General features: G+C 53.8%; 15 protein-coding genes. 9 read left to right on the forward strand and 6 right to left on the reverse strand.

Annotated elements, in window-relative coordinates; all coding sequences use genetic code 11:
* Positions 1-90 precede the first annotated feature (90 nt).
* On the reverse strand, positions 91-1,731 hold the full coding sequence (gene pgm, locus FHC52_RS08370; protein ID WP_220420022.1) for a phosphoglucomutase (alpha-D-glucose-1,6-bisphosphate-dependent): 1,641 nt from the start codon (positions 1,729-1,731) through the stop codon (positions 91-93).
* Positions 1,732-1,755: 24 nt separating this feature from the next.
* Positions 1,756-2,304: a replication initiation negative regulator SeqA gene (gene seqA, locus FHC52_RS08375; RefSeq protein WP_008501070.1), complete on the reverse strand. Its 549-nt coding sequence runs from the start codon at positions 2,302-2,304 to the stop codon at positions 1,756-1,758.
* Between the two features lie 183 nt (positions 2,305-2,487).
* On the opposite strand from seqA, the gene ybfF reads away from it, so the two are divergent.
* From ybfF to fur, 4 genes are all read left to right on the forward strand, one after another.
* The gene (gene ybfF / locus FHC52_RS08380; protein ID WP_220420023.1) at positions 2,488-3,261 is read left to right on the forward strand and encodes an esterase; all 774 of its coding nucleotides are present in this window, start codon (positions 2,488-2,490) and stop codon (positions 3,259-3,261) included.
* A gap of 128 nt (positions 3,262-3,389) precedes the next feature.
* The gene (gene ybfE / locus FHC52_RS08385; RefSeq protein WP_008501068.1) at positions 3,390-3,677 is read left to right on the forward strand and encodes a LexA regulated protein; all 288 of its coding nucleotides are present in this window, start codon (positions 3,390-3,392) and stop codon (positions 3,675-3,677) included.
* Positions 3,678-3,832: 155 nt separating this feature from the next.
* Positions 3,833-4,363 (forward strand): flavodoxin FldA, encoded by a 531-nt coding sequence (fldA, locus tag FHC52_RS08390; RefSeq protein ID WP_008501067.1) that lies wholly within the window; start codon positions 3,833-3,835, stop codon positions 4,361-4,363.
* A gap of 291 nt (positions 4,364-4,654) precedes the next feature.
* Positions 4,655-5,101: a ferric iron uptake transcriptional regulator gene (gene fur, locus FHC52_RS08395; RefSeq protein WP_008501066.1), complete on the forward strand. Its 447-nt coding sequence runs from the start codon at positions 4,655-4,657 to the stop codon at positions 5,099-5,101.
* Between the two features lie 91 nt (positions 5,102-5,192).
* Here fur and chiQ read toward each other — a convergent pair whose 3' ends face one another.
* The 4 genes from chiQ to nagE all read right to left on the reverse strand — a co-directional run bounded on the left by chiQ (position 5,193) and on the right by nagE (position 11,210).
* Positions 5,193-5,519: a ChiQ/YbfN family lipoprotein gene (chiQ, locus tag FHC52_RS08400; RefSeq protein WP_025912725.1), complete on the reverse strand. Its 327-nt coding sequence runs from the start codon at positions 5,517-5,519 to the stop codon at positions 5,193-5,195.
* A gap of 47 nt (positions 5,520-5,566) precedes the next feature.
* Positions 5,567-6,964 carry a chitoporin ChiP gene (gene chiP, locus FHC52_RS08405; protein WP_023293022.1) on the reverse strand — a complete coding sequence of 466 codons (1,398 nt, stop codon included), beginning with the start codon at positions 6,962-6,964 and terminating at the stop codon, positions 5,567-5,569.
* Between the two features lie 446 nt (positions 6,965-7,410).
* Entirely contained in the window at positions 7,411-9,078 is a 1,668-nt protein-coding gene (glnS, locus tag FHC52_RS08410) for a glutamine--tRNA ligase (protein WP_021242997.1), read from the reverse strand.
* A gap of 179 nt (positions 9,079-9,257) precedes the next feature.
* Positions 9,258-11,210: a PTS N-acetyl glucosamine transporter subunit IIABC gene (nagE, locus tag FHC52_RS08415; protein WP_220420024.1), complete on the reverse strand. Its 1,953-nt coding sequence runs from the start codon at positions 11,208-11,210 to the stop codon at positions 9,258-9,260.
* 326 nt (positions 11,211-11,536) lie between these two features.
* On the opposite strand from nagE, the gene nagB reads away from it, so the two are divergent.
* The 5 genes from nagB to asnB all read left to right on the forward strand — a co-directional run bounded on the left by nagB (position 11,537) and on the right by asnB (position 17,482).
* The gene (gene nagB, locus FHC52_RS08420; protein WP_008501061.1) at positions 11,537-12,337 is read left to right on the forward strand and encodes a glucosamine-6-phosphate deaminase; all 801 of its coding nucleotides are present in this window, start codon (positions 11,537-11,539) and stop codon (positions 12,335-12,337) included.
* 55 nt (positions 12,338-12,392) lie between these two features.
* Entirely contained in the window at positions 12,393-13,541 is a 1,149-nt protein-coding gene (gene nagA / locus FHC52_RS08425; RefSeq protein WP_008501059.1) for an N-acetylglucosamine-6-phosphate deacetylase, read from the forward strand.
* A gap of 8 nt (positions 13,542-13,549) precedes the next feature.
* Positions 13,550-14,770 (forward strand): N-acetylglucosamine repressor, encoded by a 1,221-nt coding sequence (locus FHC52_RS08430; RefSeq protein WP_021242995.1) that lies wholly within the window; start codon positions 13,550-13,552, stop codon positions 14,768-14,770.
* 45 nt (positions 14,771-14,815) lie between these two features.
* Complete coding sequence (gene nagD / locus FHC52_RS08435) at positions 14,816-15,568, forward strand: ribonucleotide monophosphatase NagD (protein WP_008501057.1); 753 nt, start codon at positions 14,816-14,818, stop codon at positions 15,566-15,568.
* A gap of 249 nt (positions 15,569-15,817) precedes the next feature.
* Positions 15,818-17,482, forward strand: coding sequence for an asparagine synthase B (gene asnB / locus FHC52_RS08440; RefSeq protein ID WP_021242994.1), 1,665 nt, complete (start codon positions 15,818-15,820; stop codon positions 17,480-17,482).
* The last annotated feature ends 138 nt before the right edge of the window (positions 17,483-17,620 follow it).

Genomic DNA, 17,620 nt, shown 5'->3' on the forward strand with positions numbered 1-17,620 from the left:
AAAAAAGCCCGGTGGCGCTAGCGCTTACCGGGCCTACGATCGTTGTTGTAGGCCGGGCAAACGCAGTGCCGCCCGGCACACAAACCGCACTTACGCGTTTTTCAGCACTTCGCTGACAATCTCTACCGCTTCTTTCTCAATCTGCTGACGATGCTCAGCGCCGAGGAAGCTTTCGCAATAGATTTTATACGCATCTTCCGTACCGGATGGACGCGCAGCGAACCAGCCGTTTTCGGTCATCACTTTCAGACCACCAATAGACGCGCCGTTACCCGGTGCCGCCGTCAGACGCGCGGTGATCGGATCGCCCGCCAGGATGCTTGCACTGACCATCTCCGGAGAGAGTTTGGACAGGGCCGCTTTCTGGGCAGACGTTGCGCTGGCCTGAATACGGTTATAGCTTGGCGCACCAAAGCGTGCTGCCAGGTCGTTGTAATGTTCCTGTGGGTTTTTACCGGTGACCGCGGTGATTTCCGCCGCCAGCAGGCACATGATGATGCCGTCTTTATCGGTTGACCACGGCGTGCCGTCGAAGCGCAGGAAAGAGGCCCCCGCGCTCTCTTCACCACCGAAGCCAAAGCTGCCGTCGTGCAGACCGTCAACAAACCATTTGAAGCCCACAGGTACTTCCACCAGCTTGCGGCCCAGCGCCTCGACCACGCGGTCGATCATCGCGGAGGACACCAGCGTTTTACCGACAGCCACCTCTTTGCCCCACTGTGGACGGTGCTGGAACAGGTAGTTGATCGCAACAGCCAGATAGTGGTTCGGGTTCATCAGCCCGGCAGGAGTGACGATACCGTGACGGTCGTAATCCGGGTCGTTCGCAAACGCCAGATCGAATTTATCACGCAGCGCCAGCAGGCCCGCCATCGCGCACTCGGAGGAGCAGTCCATACGGATCGCGCCGTCTTTGTCCAGGTGCATAAAGCGGAAGGTCTGATCGACGTGATCGTTTACGATGGTCAGATCCAGCTTGTAGTGCTCGGCAATACGTTTCCAGTATTCAATACCGGAGCCGCCCAGCGGATCCACACCTAGCTTCAGGCCGGCTTTCTGGATGGCCGCCATATCGACGATCTCCGCCAGCCCTTCCACGAACGGCTGAACCAGATCCTGCTCCGTCACGTGGCCGGACGCCATGGCCGCATCCAGAGAAATACGCTTCACGCCTTTCAGGCCGTCAGCCAGCAGGGCGTTCGCACGATCTTCCACCACTTTGGTGACGTTAGTGTCTGCCGGGCCACCGTTAGGCGGGTTGTATTTGATGCCGCCGTCTTCCGGCGGGTTGTGGGATGGCGTGATCACGATACCGTCAGCCAGCGCGCCACCTTTTTTGTTGTGCACCAGGATGGCGTTAGAGACCGCTGGCGTTGGGGTGAAGCCGTTGTTCTCCTGAACAATCACATCAACGCCGTTCGCAGTCAGAACTTCCAGCACGGAGATAAAGGCCGGTTCAGACAGGGCATGGGTATCTTTCCCCACGTAGCAAGGACCGGTAACGCCATTTTTAGCGCGCTCTTCCGCAATGGCCTGAGCAATGGCCAGAATGTGCGGTTCGTTAAAGCTGTGGCGCGCCGCGCTGCCGCGGTGACCAGATGTACCAAACTTCACTGCGTGTTCTGCGTTGCCCACGACCGGCTTCAGCACGTAATACTGCGCGGTCAGCTGAGCGACGTTAATCAAATCGCTTTGTTGTGCAGGTTGGCCTGCACGGCTGTGATTTGCCATTACCGGGTCCTTCTGATGCAAGGGTTAAATTGTACCGCAAACCTTCTCAATCAATTCCGCCGGGAACTGCATGGACTGCATGATGTGTTCAATCATGCTGCACTTGCGGCCCGTATTGGTATTGGTGATCACCCAGTACGGGGTGCCAGGAACATGTTTGGGTTTGGTTTGATTGCCATTTTGCAGCAGCGTCTGCTCGTCGCCCGCGAAGTAGACGCGAGTACGACCGTGCAGCGACTCGGTCGCTTCAGCAAACGCTTTGTTATCCAGTGAATAAAGTGTAGACAGCACCAGCATAAAGCGGTTAACCGCCTTTTTTTGCTCCGCATATTCATCGGAGAGCAGCAGCTCGCGCATCGCGCGCACTTTATCTTTTGCCGGTGTCACGGCAGGTTTTGCTTGTGCAACAACGCTTGGCTGAGACACGACATCTTTGGTGACTGGGGTAGCAGGCTGTGAAGCGGCGGAAATTTTAAGCATGCGCCGTAAAATGTCGGACGCGCTCTCCCCGATATGCCGCGTCTGGCTGGCAATATACTGATAGAGTTCGTCATCAACTTCGATTGTTTTCATCTTAATCCAGTGCGATATCTTATCTGAATACAAGTCATTGGGATTATAAGGTCAAATCCCAACAGCGGATAGCGTCAAACCAGGTTGGCGGCAAAAGTCAGATTAAACTGGAACCTTGCAGCCGGGCGGCAGAATGGTCAACATGATACCCTAACCTGACATACGTAAAAAAAGAACTTTGCCATGAAATTGAATACCCGAGCGCAAACTGCACAATCGCCGAACAATAATTCTCCCATCGTACTGGTTCACGGGCTTTTTGGCAGCCTGGATAACCTGGGCGTGCTGGCGCGCGATCTGGTTACCGACCACGATATTCTTCAGGTTGATATGCGCAATCACGGTCTTTCCGGCCGTTCCGACGAGATGACCTACGCCGCGATGGCGCAGGATCTGCGGGATACGCTCGATGCCAACGACTTGCAAAAGGTGACCCTCATCGGGCATTCAATGGGCGGTAAAGCGGTGATGGCCCTGACGGCGCTGGCCCCGGAGCGTATTAACGGCCTGGTGGTGATTGATGTTGCGCCCGTGGATTACGACGTCCGCCGTCACGACGAAATTTTTGCCGCCATCAATTCGGTCACCGAAGCGGGTGCCGCGACGCGTCAGCAGGCGGCTGCCATCATGCGTGAGCATCTTGATGAAGAAGGCGTCGTCCAGTTCCTGCTGAAGTCGTTTGTTGACGGGCAATGGCGTTTTAACGTGCCGGTGCTCTGGAACCAGTACAACAATATTGTGGGCTGGCAAACCGTACCCGCCTGGCCACACCCTACCCTCTTTATTCGCGGCGGCAATTCCCCTTACGTTACCGACGCGTACCGCGACGCCATACTGGCGCAATTCCCGCAGGCTCGCGCCCACGTCATTGCCGGAGCCGGACACTGGGTGCATGCGGAAAAACCTGACGCCGTGCAGCGCGCCATTCGCCGCTATCTTGCTGATACTGCAAATTGATTAAAAAGAGAGCGACTGGAAGGCTGCGGGCTTCCAGTCGTTGGCGCGCCGTTTTTGGTGATGTATGATGGCGCGCTTATCGCCCGGGCATTAGCAGGGCGGCGTGTTTCCCCCGAAGTCTCAGAATCATGGCCAAAGAACAAACGGACCGTACGACACTAGATCTGTTCGCGAATGAGCGTCGCCCGGGACGACCGAAGACGAATCCGCTTTCGCGCGATGAACAGCTGCGTATCAATAAACGCAATCAGCTTAAACGCGATAAAAATCGTGGGCTTAAGCGTGTCGAACTGAAGCTCAACGCCGACGCGGTCGATGCGCTTAACGAGCTGGCCGACGCGCGAAATATTAGCCGCAGCGAGCTCATTGAAGAGATGTTGATCGCCCAGCTTGAGATGCTGCGCAGCCAGGCATAAGTCTGAAAATTCCCTTAATTACCCTTTTCATGTAGCACAGAGTGCAGTCCTGCGCGATAGCTGTTTCCGCAGGGTTGCCAGTTCTGCTATTATTGCCCTTATCCGTGGCCGAATTGCGCCACCATACTATTAAGTTTCAAGAGGTTATTTTACTCATGGCAATCATCGGCATTTTCTTTGGCAGTGATACCGGCAATACCGAAAATATCGCGAAAAACATTCAAAAACAGCTCGGTAAAGACGTTGCTGATGTGCATGACATCGCCAAGAGCAGCAAAGAAGATCTCGAAGGCTATGACATTCTGCTGCTGGGTATTCCGACCTGGTACTACGGCGAAGCCCAGTGCGACTGGGATGATTTCTTCCCGACGCTGGAAGAAGTGGACTTCAACGGTAAGCTGGTTGCCCTGTTTGGCTGTGGCGACCAGGAAGACTACGCCGAGTACTTCTGTGACGCGCTGGGTACCATCCGCGACATCATTGAGCCGAATGGCGCTGTGATCGTCGGCCACTGGCCAACCGCCGGTTACCACTTCGAAGCGTCCAAAGGCCTGGCCGATGACGATCATTTCGTGGGTCTGGCCATCGACGAAGACCGTCAGCCAGAACTGACTGCAGAGCGCGTCGAGAAATGGGTTAAGCAGATCCGTGAAGAACTGCACCTGGACGATATTCTCAACGCCTGATTTTTATCGCGGCGCAACGGCGGTTGCGCCCGCGCACCAGGTCAAACCGATTAAATTAATTGCTACAATCTTTTAACTTTTTCGCCCAGACCTGTACAATGTCTCCCTGATAAAATGTGGTTTTCCACCGAGCAAGTTTGTTGGTGATACCCCATTTTTATAAGCATATTTTGCCTGAGACTTGCAGTTTTCATTTAGCCATGGCAGTTCTATAATGAGACGCATTATCCCGGGTGCATTTTCTGTCACTTCCTACAGAAGTGAATCGTTTAGCAACAGGACAGATTCCGCATGACTGACAACAATACCGCATTAAAGAAGGCTGGCCTGAAAGTTACGCTTCCTCGGTTAAAAATCCTCGAAGTGCTTCAGGGTCCAGACAATCACCATGTCAGTGCGGAAGACCTTTATAAACGTCTTATCGACATGGGTGAAGAGATTGGGCTGGCTACCGTCTATCGCGTGCTTAACCAGTTTGATGACGCGGGCATTGTCACCCGTCATAATTTCGAAGGTGGTAAATCTGTCTTCGAACTGACCCAGCAGCAGCACCACGATCACCTGATCTGCCTCGACTGTGGCAAGGTCATTGAATTTAGCGATGACTCTATCGAAGCGCGCCAGCGTGAAATCGCCGCGCGTCACGGCATCCGTCTGACCAACCACAGCCTGTACCTTTATGGTCACTGCGCTGAAGGCGATTGCCGCGAAAATGAACATGCGCATGACGCAAAATAAGTGAGTGTTCATACTCTGAGCCAGCCGTAAGGTTGGCTTTTTTTTGCCAGAAAAAAGCCCGGTGGCACTGTGCCACCGGGCGTAAAGCAACTTATTTATTGTTATTGCGTATCTCGTTCCAGATCTTATCGCAACGCTTCGCCACTTCCTGATCGTTACCGGTTTTACGTGCCTGGATACAGGCCTGGTAATCCATCACGCGGACATTCTCCTGCGTCGCGAACTGCTCGTGCGCTTTCTCTTTCTTCAGCACGTTCAGCACGCTCTGGCAGGCTTCAATTTTCTCCGGCGATCCTTCCGCAGTATTAATGCAGGCGCTGTAGGCCTCCTTGAGGCGGGAGTCCTCTTTCGGTGCCTGAGTCTGGGCACACGCCACCAGCCCCGATGCCAACAGCGCGACGATTACGATTTTTTTCATCATTTGCAGTCTCCGGTCCGGCGGGATCTAACCCGCCGGACGATTCATCAGAAGATGGTGAACGGTGCGATAACCATGAATTTCACGTCACGTTCATCCTGGAAGATGTTGCCGTAACCGCCCGCGTAGCTCGGGATATCGGAGTGGTTGTCGTACTGGGTGAAGTGCAGTTTGAACATCGTGCCTTTCGCGCGGCCATCCTGCAGGGTATAGATAGCATCCAGGCTGTAGGAAGACTCTTTCAGGCGATAGTTTGGATCGTAGTAAGCATCCGGTGTTGCCATGTCGGCTGGTTTTGCATCCCAGGCGTAAGCATAAGAAGCGCCCACGGCCCAGCCCGGCAGATTCCAGTTTTTCAGGTCATACATCGCGCCGAAGAAGACCGCTTTCTCACCGTCGGCGTTGAAGTCGGAGCGGTTATCCCACCAGATATCAAGACGACCGTTGGAGGAAGCATAGGTCGGGGTCATACGCTGCAGGAAGTAGCCCTGCTGCCCTTCCGCTTTCACCCATGTGCCTTCCAGACGTAAATCAACCTGACCGACCTTGTAGCCGAAGGTTAACGCCTGCAGCCACGCGGTGCCGTCGTAGATATCATTGACGCCACCGTTACTGACTTTGTCGCGCGTACCGTAGAACTGGTAGCTGGTACTCAGCGGGCTACCCGCAATATCAAACTTATAGCTGGCCTTGGCAAAGTATTGATCGATATAACCTTGCGCCTGGCCGAATGCCGCTTCGAGAACCAGATCGTTTTTGAAGTCGTATTTCGCACCCAGCGAGTGGAGGTAATCGACTTTGGTTTTCTTATCGTTCTGGTAGAACTTGTCCATTTCAATGTGCCACGGTGCTTTGTACTCGTTGGTCCACATATAGGAGAAGCTCAGCGCACCTGCGTCACCGTAGTCAAAGTTAGCCCCGGCTTCTGCACCCTGATAGGTACCCGGCATAAAGCTCCAGTGTGGGGCTAACAGCGTCTGGCCGGTTGGCTGAATATAGCCCCCACGCGCCCAGACCGGGCCGTATTTGAATTTCGCTGCGGCTTTGTAGAGGCTGATACCGCTCTTATCCCCGGACCAGTCTTCATCATAGGCTTTGTTGCTGGAGGAGAAGGCAATTTCGTTCGGGTGGCCGCTGTCGCCGTTTTCCGCCATTTCGATCGCGGTGAACGCGGCGATATCCAGACCGAACATATCCGCGGCGTAGCCTGACTGGAAGTCCAGGTTGGCGTTCCAGGTGGAGTGCGAGAGGTTGGTTTTGTATTTATCTTCAGTGACGTCTTTACGGTCACGCTCACGCTGCCAGTAATAAATACCGCCCGTGAGGGTAGAATCTTCGATGAAACCCGCTGCTTTTGCCTCTGGCGCAATCACCAGGCCCGACATTGCTGTCACACCGGCAATAGCCAGCGCCAGCGCACTACGTTTGCCACTGAACGTACGCATAGATTATTCCTCTTTGACGAATTAAAACGCCTGAAACGGCGTAAATAAAAAAGACCAAATGGTCAGGGGTAGTGTTAAATACCCTCGAATTAACTACCGTCTTTAGGTTATTTTTCGCGACGCGAATTATCAATGCTTTTCAGCGGGCAAAAGTCAGGATTATGACGAAGTGCACATAATTGGTAGTGCTTTGTAACATTTACAGGAAGGCGAGGAATGACGGGAAATTCTCAGCTATTTCAGTGTCCAGGCGTGGGATCGGTTTCCTTTTTTATAACCTTTTTGATTTTCGTAATGACACAAACTTTTTTTTAAAAAATAAGTAGCACCTCATTGACCTGTTATTTTCATGACGCCACTTTAACCCCTGGCTTAATACTCTGATCGTTAAATAAAAAAACGCCGCATAATGCGGCGTTTGTCTCTCATTGACCAGAGCAGGAATATTATTCGCCGATCTTCGTCCAGGTATCACGCAGGCCCACGGTACGGTTAAATACCGGTTTTTCCGCCGTGCTGTGACGGCTATCCAGGCAGAAGTACCCTTCACGTTCGAACTGGAACGCTTTGCCTGCTTCAGCCGCTTTTAGAGAAGGCTCCGCATAACCCTGCTTGATCACCAAAGATTCCGGGTTAATGGTCGCCAGGAAGTCTTCCGCCGCACCTGGGTTAGGCACGCTGAACAGGCGATCGTACAGACGAATCTCTACCGGCAGCGCGTGGGATGCGCTCACCCAGTGGATAACGCCTTTCACCTTGCGGCCATCCGCCGGATCTTTACTCAGCGTCTCAGCGTCATAAGAACAGAAGATGGTGGTGATATTCCCTTCCGCATCTTTTTCTACGCGCTCGGCTTTGATGACGTAAGCATTACGCAGACGCACTTCTTTACCCAGCACCAGACGCTTGTACTGCTTGTTGGCTTCTTCACGGAAGTCAGCGCGGTCAATCCAGATCTCGCCGCTGAACGGCACGTCGCGGCTTCCCATTTCCGGTTTGTTCGGATGGTTAGGCATGGAGACCAGCTCGCTTTCACCCTGCGGATAGTTTTCGATGACCAGCTTCACCGGATCGATAACGGCCATCGCGCGCGGAGCGTTTTCGTTGAGATCTTCGCGAATGCAGGATTCAAGGGAGGCCATCTCGATGGTGTTGTCCTGCTTGGTCACGCCGATGCGTTTGCAGAACTCACGAATAGAGGCGGCAGTGTAACCACGACGACGCAGACCAGAGATGGTTGGCATACGCGGGTCGTCCCAGCCCTCAACGTGCTTGTCGGTGACCAGCAGGTTCAGCTTACGCTTGGACATCACGGTGTATTCCAGATTCAGACGAGAGAACTCGTACTGACGCGGATGCACAGGAATGGTGATGTTATCCAGCACCCAGTCGTACAGACGACGGTTGTCCTGGAACTCCAGCGTACACAGCGAGTGGGTGATGCCTTCCAGCGCATCGCTGATGCAGTGGGTGAAGTCGTACATCGGATAGATGCACCACTTGTTGCCGGTCTGGTGGTGTTCTGCGAACTTGATGCGGTACAGCACCGGATCGCGCATCACGATGAACGGAGACGCCATATCGATTTTGGCACGCAGGCACGCTTTGCCCTCTTCGAAGCCACCGGCACGCATTTTTTCAAACAGCGCCAGGTTCTCTTCCACGCTGCGATCGCGGAACGGGCTGTTTTTACCCGGTGCGGTCAGCGTACCGCGGTACTCACGGATCTCATCTGCAGACAGTTCGTCTACATACGCCAGACCTTTGTTGATGAGCTCTACCGCGTAGGCATACAGCTGATCAAAATAGTCAGAGGAGTAGCAGATATCGCCAGACCAGTTGAAGCCCAACCATTGCACGTCATTTTTGATGGACTCAACGTATTCGATGTCTTCTTTTACTGGGTTGGTGTCATCGAAACGCAGGTTGCACTGTCCCTGGTAGTCTTGCGCAATGCCAAAGTTCAGGCAGATGGACTTCGCATGCCCGATATGCAGGTAGCCATTCGGCTCCGGCGGGAAACGGGTATGAATTGTGGTGTGCTTACCACTGGCCAGATCTTCATCGATGATCTGACGAATAAAGTTACTCGGGCGGGCTTCTGCCTCACTCATCGTGGATTCCTCAAAGCGTAAACAACGTATAACGGCATATGATCTTATAAGCCGGACGTAGTGACAACCCTTAGTTACGGAAAATACGTATCAGATGAAAATAATGGGGGCATTTGCTGCAAAAAAAAGCGGCGGAGGATATCCCCCGCCGCTTAAGGCATGACTCTACTCAGGAGCGATTACTTGCCTTTAATCTCATACAGCGGGGTTTGACCCGCAACAACCTGACCTTTCGCCTGGAGTACCAGACAGCTAAAGTCGTCGATGTTGCTGCACACGACCGGACTAATCATCGAGCGCGCGTTGGCATTCAGGAAGTCCAGATCCATTTCCAGAATCGGCTGACCTGCCACCACTTCGGCCCCCTCTTCCACCAGGCGAGTAAAGCCCTGACCGTTCAGCGCTACGGTATCGATCCCCATGTGGACAACGATCTCCGCGCCTTTTTCGGTTTCGAGGCAGAACGCGTGGTTGGTGTTGAAGATTTTCACGATGGTGCCTGCCGCCGGAGACACAACGGTTTTGTCCGTTGGTTTCACCGCCACGCCGTCACCGACCGCTTTGCTGGCGAACGCTTCATCAGGTACCTGCTCAAGGTCAACCACGTCACCCGTTACCGGAGAGACCAGCGCGGCCACCGTCACGGCGTTAGGCACGGCCTGCGGCTTCGCTACCGGGGCAGCCGTCGACGCAGGTGCGCTGTCGGCTGATGCTGCCGCAACCGGACCGCGGGCAACCACTTTCTTCATTTCGTCACCGATGGATTCCGCTTTGGCACCCACGATAACCTGGATAGTTTGTTTGTTCAGTTTAACCACGCCCGATGCACCAAGGCGTTTACACATTGCGTCGCTGACGCGCGCAGAGTCACCTACCGTCAGACGCAGACGAGTGATACAGGCATCAATGGCTTTCAGGTTGTCAGTCCCCCCGACGGCAGCGATATAGCTGGTCGCCAGCTGGGTCAGACCCTCTTCGGTGTTGCTGTTGGCTTCGTTGGTGACCACTTCATCTTTGGTGTCTTCGCGGCCCGGCGTTTTGAGGTTAAACATACGAATAACCGCAGTGAACAGCACGAAGTAGATGACGAAGAAGACCAGACCCATTACCACCAGCATCCAGACGTTCTTGCTTGCCGCCGGCAGGTTGTACATCAACACGTAGTCGATCGCGCCTGCAGAGAAGGAGAAGCCAGCATGGATACCCAGCAGGGTCGCCACAAACAGGCTGATACCGGTCAGGACCGCATGCATGAGGTACAGCACCGGCGCCAGGAACATGAACAGGAATTCCAGCGGCTCGGTTACGCCGGTCAGGAACGCGGTAACCGCAACGGACAGCAGCATGCCGCCAACCATTGGGCGACGCGCTTTTGGCGCAGCCAGGTACATTGCCAGCGCAGCGCCCGGCAGACCAAACATCATGATTGGGAAGAAGCCAGACATGAACATGCCTGCGGTGCCGTCACCCGCGTAGAAGCGGTTGATGTCGCCGTGGAATACGGTGCCCGCAGCATTGGTGAACTCACCAATCTGGAACCATGCGATAGTGTTCAGCACCTGATGCAGACCGGTTGGGATCAGCAGACGGTTGATAAAACCAAAGATACCTGAGCCAAGTGCACCCGCTGAAACAATCCACTCACCACCCGCATGGATCGCATGCTGTACCGGTGGCCAGACGTAGCCAAAGATAGCGGCCAGAACCAGACAGAAGAAACCTGTCGCGATCGGCACGAAACGTTTGCCGCCAAAGAAACTCAGGAAGTCTGGCAGCTTAATGTTTGCCCAGCGGTTGTACACAGCACCACCGACCAGACCGGTAATGATACCTGCCAGCACGCCCATGTTGATTTCTGGGTTAATGGTTACCATCGCTTTCGTCAGGATGAAATAACCGACTGCCCCTGCCAGCGCTGCGGCACCCGCGCTGTCTTTTGACCAGCTAGAGGCAACACCGATGGCGAAAATCAGCGCCAGGTTGTCAAAAATGGCACCGCCAGCCTGAGCAATAAACGGTACGTTAAGAAGATCGGGTTGCCCGAATCGCAGCAGCAGCGCTGCAACCGGTAGCACGGCGATAGGGAGCTGCAAAGCCCTACCGAGGCGCTGGAAAAAACCTAAAATATTCATCCTATTCCCCCTACGAGACCCTTTTTCAGGCTCGCGCATAAACTATGTTTTTATTGTGTCACGAACGATAGATACCGTTGATAATTCACTGGCAGTCTGAGTGTGTGGAAAATTAATTCGTATCGCAAATTAAACACCTATTTTTTGTGATTTTTGTCACCAAATATCGTATTCAGCCCTCCCTTACACTGGCTAACAGTGAAAACTTATTTTATCATTCAAAAAATCAAGACGGATTGATCCGGCCTGAAAGTTTCCAGGTTACGCTTTAGTATCAGGTTCCGAAGCCATCCGCCCACTCTTCTACTTAAACTTTGAGGTGAACAATGAGACTGATTCCCCTGGCAACTGCAGAACAAGTTGGTAAATGGGCCGCTCGCCATATCGTAAACCGCATTAACGCGTTCAAACCGACCGCCGATCGTCCTTTCGTTCTGGGCCTTCCAACCGGCGGCACACCGCTGACCGCTTACAAGGCGCTGGTTGAGATGCATAAAGCAGGCCAGGTTAGCTTCAAACATGTTGTGACCTTCAATATGGATGAATATGTTGGCTTACCGAAAGACCACCCGGAAAGCTACCATAGCTTTATGCACCGCAATTTCTTTGATCACGTTGATATCCCAGCTGAAAATATTAACCTGCTGAATGGAAACGCGCCGGATATTGACGCAGAATGCCGTCAGTATGAAGAAAAAATCCGTTCCTACGGTAAAATCCACCTGTTCATGGGTGGTGTAGGTAATGATGGTCATATCGCGTTTAACGAACCGGCGTCCTCTTTGGCTTCCCGTACCCGTATTAAAACGCTGACCCATGACACGCGCGTGGCAAACTCCCGCTTCTTTGACGGTGACGTGAACCAGGTTCCAAAATACGCCCTGACCGTAGGCGTAGGCACCCTGCTGGATGCTGAAGAAGTGATGATTCTGGTGCTGGGCGGCGTGAAAGCGCAGGCGCTCCAGGCTGCTGTTGAAGGCAACGTTAACCATATGTGGACCATCAGCTGTCTGCAGCTGCATCCTAAATCCGTCATCGTCTGCGACGAACCGTCAACGATGGAGCTGAAGGTTAAAACGCTGAAATACTTCAACGAGTTAGAAGCCGAGAACATCAAAGGTCTGTAATTGAATAACCGCCTCTTTATCAAGAGGCGGCCGCTTTTTTTAACCGGGGGTCGTTATGTACGCTTTAACCCACGGTCGGATTTATACCGGCCATGAAATTCTGGATGACCACGCGATTGTTATCGCGAATGGCCTGATTGAACGTGTTTGCCCGCTGGCAGAACTGCCGCCGGAGATTGAACAGCGCTCACTCAATGGAGCAGTAATCTCCCCCGGTTTCATCGACGTACAGCTCAACGGCTGCGGCGGTGTGCAATTCAATGATACCGCCGATGCGGTAACGGTCGAAACGCTGGAGATCATGCAGAAAGCCAACGAGAAATCGGGCTGCACCAGCTATCTGCCGACGCTCATCACCAGCAGTGATGACCTGATGAAGCAGGGTATCCGCGTGATGCGCGAATACCTGGCCAAACATCCGAATCAGGCGCTCGGTCTGCACCTGGAAGGGCCATGGCTGAACATGGTCAAGAAAGGAACGCATAACCCGGACTACGTGCGTAAACCTGATGCGGAGCTGGTTGACTACATGTGTGCCAACGCCGATGTGATCACCAAGGTGACGCTGGCACCGGAAATGACCGGCACGGACGTCATCAGCAAGCTGGCCGCCGCCGGAATTGTGGTTTCAGCGGGCCACTCAAATGCCACGCTGAAAGAAGCGAAAGCCGGTTTCCGCGCGGGCATTACCTTTGCGACGCACCTTTATAACGCCATGCCATACATCACAGGTCGTGAACCGGGTCTGGTCGGCGCGATTCTGGATGAGCCAGACGTTTACTGCGGCATTATCGCGGACGGCTTACACGTTGATTACACCAACATTCGCAACGCCAAGCGGCTGAAAGGTGACAAGCTCTGCCTGGTAACGGACGCTACCGCACCGGCAGGTGCAAATATTGAGCAGTTCATTTTTGCCGGTAAAACAATATACTACCGCAATGGACTGTGTGTGGATGAAAACGGTACGCTGAGCGGTTCCTCTTTGACCATGATTGAAGGGGTGCGTAACCTGGTTGAGCATTGCGGAATTGCGCTTGATGAAGTCCTGCGCATGGCCACCCTTTATCCTGCGCGCGCTATCGGCGTGGATAAACAGCTTGGCGGAATTGCACCAGGTATGGTTGCAAACCTGACGGCATTCACACACGATTATAAAATTATTAAGACCATCGTTAATGGTAACGAGGTCGTCACTGAGTAAGTAAAAGTATGACACCTGGCGGACAAGCTCAAATCGGTAATGTCGATCTCGTTAAACAGCTTAACAGCGCGGCGGTATATCGCCTGATTGACCAACACGGGCCAATCTCACGTATTCAGATAGCCGAACAAAGCCAGCTTGCTCCCGCCAGCGTGACAAAAATTACCCGCCAGCTCATTGAGCGCGGTTTGATCAAAGAAGTCGATCAGCAGGCCTCCACCGGGGGCCGCCGCGCTATCTCCATTATTACCGAAACCCGCAATTTTCAGGCAATTGGCGTCCGTCTGGGCCGTCATGACACCACGCTCACGCTGTACGATCTGAGCAGTAAAGCCATTGCGGAAGAGCACTATCCCCTTCCGGAACGCACCCAGGAGACGCTGGAGCATGCGCTGCTGAATACCATCGCGCAGTTTATTGAAAGCTGTCAGCGCAAGATCCGCGAACTCATCGCCATCTCGGTGATTCTGCCCGGTCTGGTCGACCCGGAAAGCGGCGTGATCCGCTATATGCCGCACATTCAGGTTGAAAACTGGGGGCTGGTCGACGCGCTGGAAAAGCGCTTTAAAGTGACCTGCTTTGTGGGCCATGACATTCGCTCTCTGGCGCTGGCAGAGCACTACTTTGGTGCGAGCCAGGACTGTGAAGACTCTATTCTGGTGCGCGTTCACCGCGGTACGGGCGCAGGCATTATCTCTAACGGCCGAATTTTTATCGGTCGCAACGGTAACGTCGGTGAGATCGGCCACATTCAGGTTGAACCGCTCGGGGAGCGCTGCCACTGCGGCAACTTTGGCTGCCTTGAAACCATTGCCGCCAACACCGCCATCGAGCAGCGCGTTCGCCATCTGCTTGAACAGGGTTACCAAAGCCGCGTGACGCTGGATGACTGCAAGATAGGCACCATCTGCAAAGCTGCTAATAAAGGCGACGCGCTGGCCTGTGAAGTGATCGAGCAGGTGGGTCGCCATCTGGGGAAAACCATCGCCATCGCCATTAACCTGTTTAACCCACAAAAAGTGGTGATCGCCGGTGAAATTGTGGAGGCGGAAAAGGTGCTGCTCCCCGCGATTGAAGGCTGTATTAACACCCAGGCGCTGAAAGCATTCCGCCAGAATCTTCCGGTGGTTCGTTCAAAGCTTGACCATCGTTCGGCGATTGGCGCGTTCGCGCTGGTCAAACGCGCCATGCTCAACGGAATTCTGCTGCAGCATTTGCTGGAAAGTTGATCGGACCTTATAGTAACGCCTTCTTTTTTTGATGTCGGACTGTCCATGACCATTAAGAATGTAATTTGTGATATCGACGGCGTGCTGATGCACGACAACGTTGCCGTGCCGGGTGCTGCGGAGTTTCTTCACCGCATCATCGACAAAGGAATGCCTCTGGTTCTTCTCACGAACTACCCTTCTCAGACCGGTCAGGATCTGGCAAACCGCTTTGCCACGGCGGGGGTCGACGTCCCGGACAGCGTGTTTTATACCTCGGCGATGGCCACGGCGGATTTTCTGAAGCGTCAGGAAGGAAAAAAAGCCTATGTGGTCGGTGAAGGCGCGCTGATCCATGAGCTGTATAAAGCGGGCTTTACCATCACCGACGTCAACCCGGACTTTGTGATTGTAGGTGAAACGCGTTCCTACAACTGGGAGATGATGCATAAGGCATCCTTCTTTGTGGCTAACGGCGCGCGCTTTATTGCGACCAACCCGGATACCCACGGTCGCGGTTTTTATCCGGCCTGCGGCGCGCTGTGTGCCGGTATCGAGAAGATCTCCGGGCGCAAGCCGTTCTATGTCGGCAAGCCCAGCCCATGGATCATTCGCGCCGCGCTCAACAAGATGCAGGCCCACTCTGAAGAGACCGTGATTGTCGGCGACAACCTGCGCACCGATATTCTGGCCGGTTTCCAGGCAGGCCTGGAGACGATTCTGGTGCTCTCTGGGGTCTCTCAGCTTGATGACATTGACTCAATGCCGTTCCGCCCAAGCTGGATTTACCCCTCCGTCGATGAAATTGACATCATCTGATACCGAACCACGCCTCAGGGCGTGGTTTTTTATTTTCTCACCTGCAAAACACGACTACATCTAACGAAAAAGCACTTTCATTGCATAATCCTCAATAAAAGTGCTCATGGCATACGCGTTTTTCACTGATCTGCAACCACCATTGCACTATTTCCGTTTTCGCCCGTAAAACGCTTGCGCGCCCTGCCCCTTTGCGGCATTTTCATAAGCAAGCAACATTACAAAGCAACAGGGTTAACGGAGAAGGTTATGTGTTCAATTTTTGGCGTACTGGATATTAAAACTGACGCGGGCGAACTGCGTAAAAAGGCACTCGAACTGTCCCGCCTGATGCGCCATCGCGGCCCGGACTGGTCAGGCGTTTACGCCAGTGACAAAGCAATTCTGGCTCACGAACGTCTGTCTATTGTTGACGTCAACGCCGGTGCACAGCCGCTGTATAACGAGAAAAAAACGCACGCGCTGGCTGTCAACGGTGAGATCTATAACCACCAGGCGCTGCGCGCCGAGTACGGCGACCGCTACGCGTTCCAGACCGGGTCCGACTGTGAAGTGATCCTGGCGCTGTATCAGGAGAAAGGTCCCGAGTTTCTGGACGACCTGCAGGGTATGTTTGCCTTCGCCCTGTACGACAGCGAAAAAGACGCCTACCTGATTGGCCGCGACCACATCGGTATTATCCCGCTGTACATGGGCCACGATGAACACGGCAACTTCTACGTTGCGTCTGAAATGAAAGCCCTGGTGCCGGTCTGCCGCACCATCAAAGAGTTCCCGGCAGGCAGTTACCTGTGGAGTAAAGACGGCGAGATCCGTCCGTACTACCAGCGCGACTGGTTCGACTACGACGCGGTAAAAGACAACGTGACGGACAAAGCCGAGCTGCGTCAGGCGCTGGAAGATTCCGTGAAAAGCCACCTGATGTCAGACGTACCTTACGGCGTGCTGCTCTCCGGCGGTCTGGACTCCTCCGTGATCTCCGCGATCACCAAGAAATTTGCGGCTCGTCGCGTGGAAGATCAGGAGCGCTCAGAAGCCTGGTGGCCACAGCTGCACTCCTTTGCCGTGGGCCTGGAAGGCGCGCCGGATCTGAAAGCCGCGCAGGAAGTGGCAAACCACCTCGGCACCGTGCACCATGAAATTCACTTCACCGTGCAGGAAGGCCTGGATGCGATCCGCGATGTGATCTATCACATTGAAACGTATGACGTAACGACAATTCGCGCCTCCACGCCGATGTACCTGATGTCGCGTAAGATCAAGGCGATGGGCATCAAAATGGTGCTCTCCGGTGAAGGTTCTGACGAAGTGTTTGGCGGCTACCTGTACTTCCACAAAGCGCCAAATGCCAAAGAGCTGCACGAAGAGACCGTGCGTAAACTCCAGGCGCTGCATATGTTTGACTGCGCGCGTGCCAACAAAGCGATGTCGGCATGGGGTGTCGAAGCGCGTGTACCGTTCCTGGATAAGAAATTCCTCGACGTGGCGATGCGCATCAACCCGCAGGATAAAATGTGCGGCAACGGTAAAATGGAAAAACATATCCTGCGTGAATGTTTTGAATCCTACCTGCCGGCGAGCGTGGCATGGCGTCAGAAAGAGCAGTTCTCCGATGGCGTAGGCTACAGCTGGATCGACACCCTGAAAGAGGTGGCGGCGAAACAGGTTTCTGACCAACAGCTGGAAACCGCAAGCTTCCGCTTCCCGTACAACACGCCGGGCTCGAAAGAAGCGTACCTCTACCGTGAAATTTTTGAAGAACTGTTCCCGGTACCGAGCGCTGCGGAGTGTGTGCCGGGTGGTCCATCCGTCGCCTGCTCGTCTGCCAAAGCGATTGAATGGGATGAATCGTTCAAATCCATGAACGATCCGTCAGGACGTGCGGTAGGCGTTCACCAGTCAGCCTACAAATAATCACGCATTTCATCTCAGGCCCTGCGGGGCCTGATTTTTTTTGCCCCGCTTTTGCACAGCTAAAACCGATTAATAACCAATAATTGCCGAATATTCGGTCACGCTGTTCGCAACCTAACCAAACAGTCACATTCCGGC

It is taken from the genome of Enterobacter sp. EC_64, assembly GCF_019584165.1.
GTDB classification, from domain to species: domain Bacteria; phylum Pseudomonadota; class Gammaproteobacteria; order Enterobacterales; family Enterobacteriaceae; genus Enterobacter; species Enterobacter roggenkampii.

Coding starts and splice junctions, on each gene's coding strand:
- nagB (WP_008501061.1), top strand. CDS start 11,537: ATGAGACTGATTCCCCTGGCAACTGCAGAACAAGTTGGTAAATGGGCC.
- ybfE (WP_008501068.1), top strand. CDS start 3,390: ATGGCCAAAGAACAAACGGACCGTACGACACTAGATCTGTTCGCGAAT.
- glnS (WP_021242997.1), bottom strand. CDS start 9,078: ATGAGTGAGGCAGAAGCCCGCCCGAGTAACTTTATTCGTCAGATCATC.
- ybfF (WP_220420023.1), top strand. CDS start 2,488: ATGAAATTGAATACCCGAGCGCAAACTGCACAATCGCCGAACAATAAT.
- chiQ (WP_025912725.1), bottom strand. CDS start 5,519: ATGAAAAAAATCGTAATCGTCGCGCTGTTGGCATCGGGGCTGGTGGCG.
- nagA (WP_008501059.1), top strand. CDS start 12,393: ATGTACGCTTTAACCCACGGTCGGATTTATACCGGCCATGAAATTCTG.
- fldA (WP_008501067.1), top strand. CDS start 3,833: ATGGCAATCATCGGCATTTTCTTTGGCAGTGATACCGGCAATACCGAA.
- FHC52_RS08430 (WP_021242995.1), top strand. CDS start 13,550: ATGACACCTGGCGGACAAGCTCAAATCGGTAATGTCGATCTCGTTAAA.
- chiP (WP_023293022.1), bottom strand. CDS start 6,964: ATGCGTACGTTCAGTGGCAAACGTAGTGCGCTGGCGCTGGCTATTGCC.
- seqA (WP_008501070.1), bottom strand. CDS start 2,304: ATGAAAACAATCGAAGTTGATGACGAACTCTATCAGTATATTGCCAGC.
- nagE (WP_220420024.1), bottom strand. CDS start 11,210: ATGAATATTTTAGGTTTTTTCCAGCGCCTCGGTAGGGCTTTGCAGCTC.
- pgm (WP_220420022.1), bottom strand. CDS start 1,731: ATGGCAAATCACAGCCGTGCAGGCCAACCTGCACAACAAAGCGATTTG.
- fur (WP_008501066.1), top strand. CDS start 4,655: ATGACTGACAACAATACCGCATTAAAGAAGGCTGGCCTGAAAGTTACG.
- nagD (WP_008501057.1), top strand. CDS start 14,816: ATGACCATTAAGAATGTAATTTGTGATATCGACGGCGTGCTGATGCAC.
- asnB (WP_021242994.1), top strand. CDS start 15,818: ATGTGTTCAATTTTTGGCGTACTGGATATTAAAACTGACGCGGGCGAA.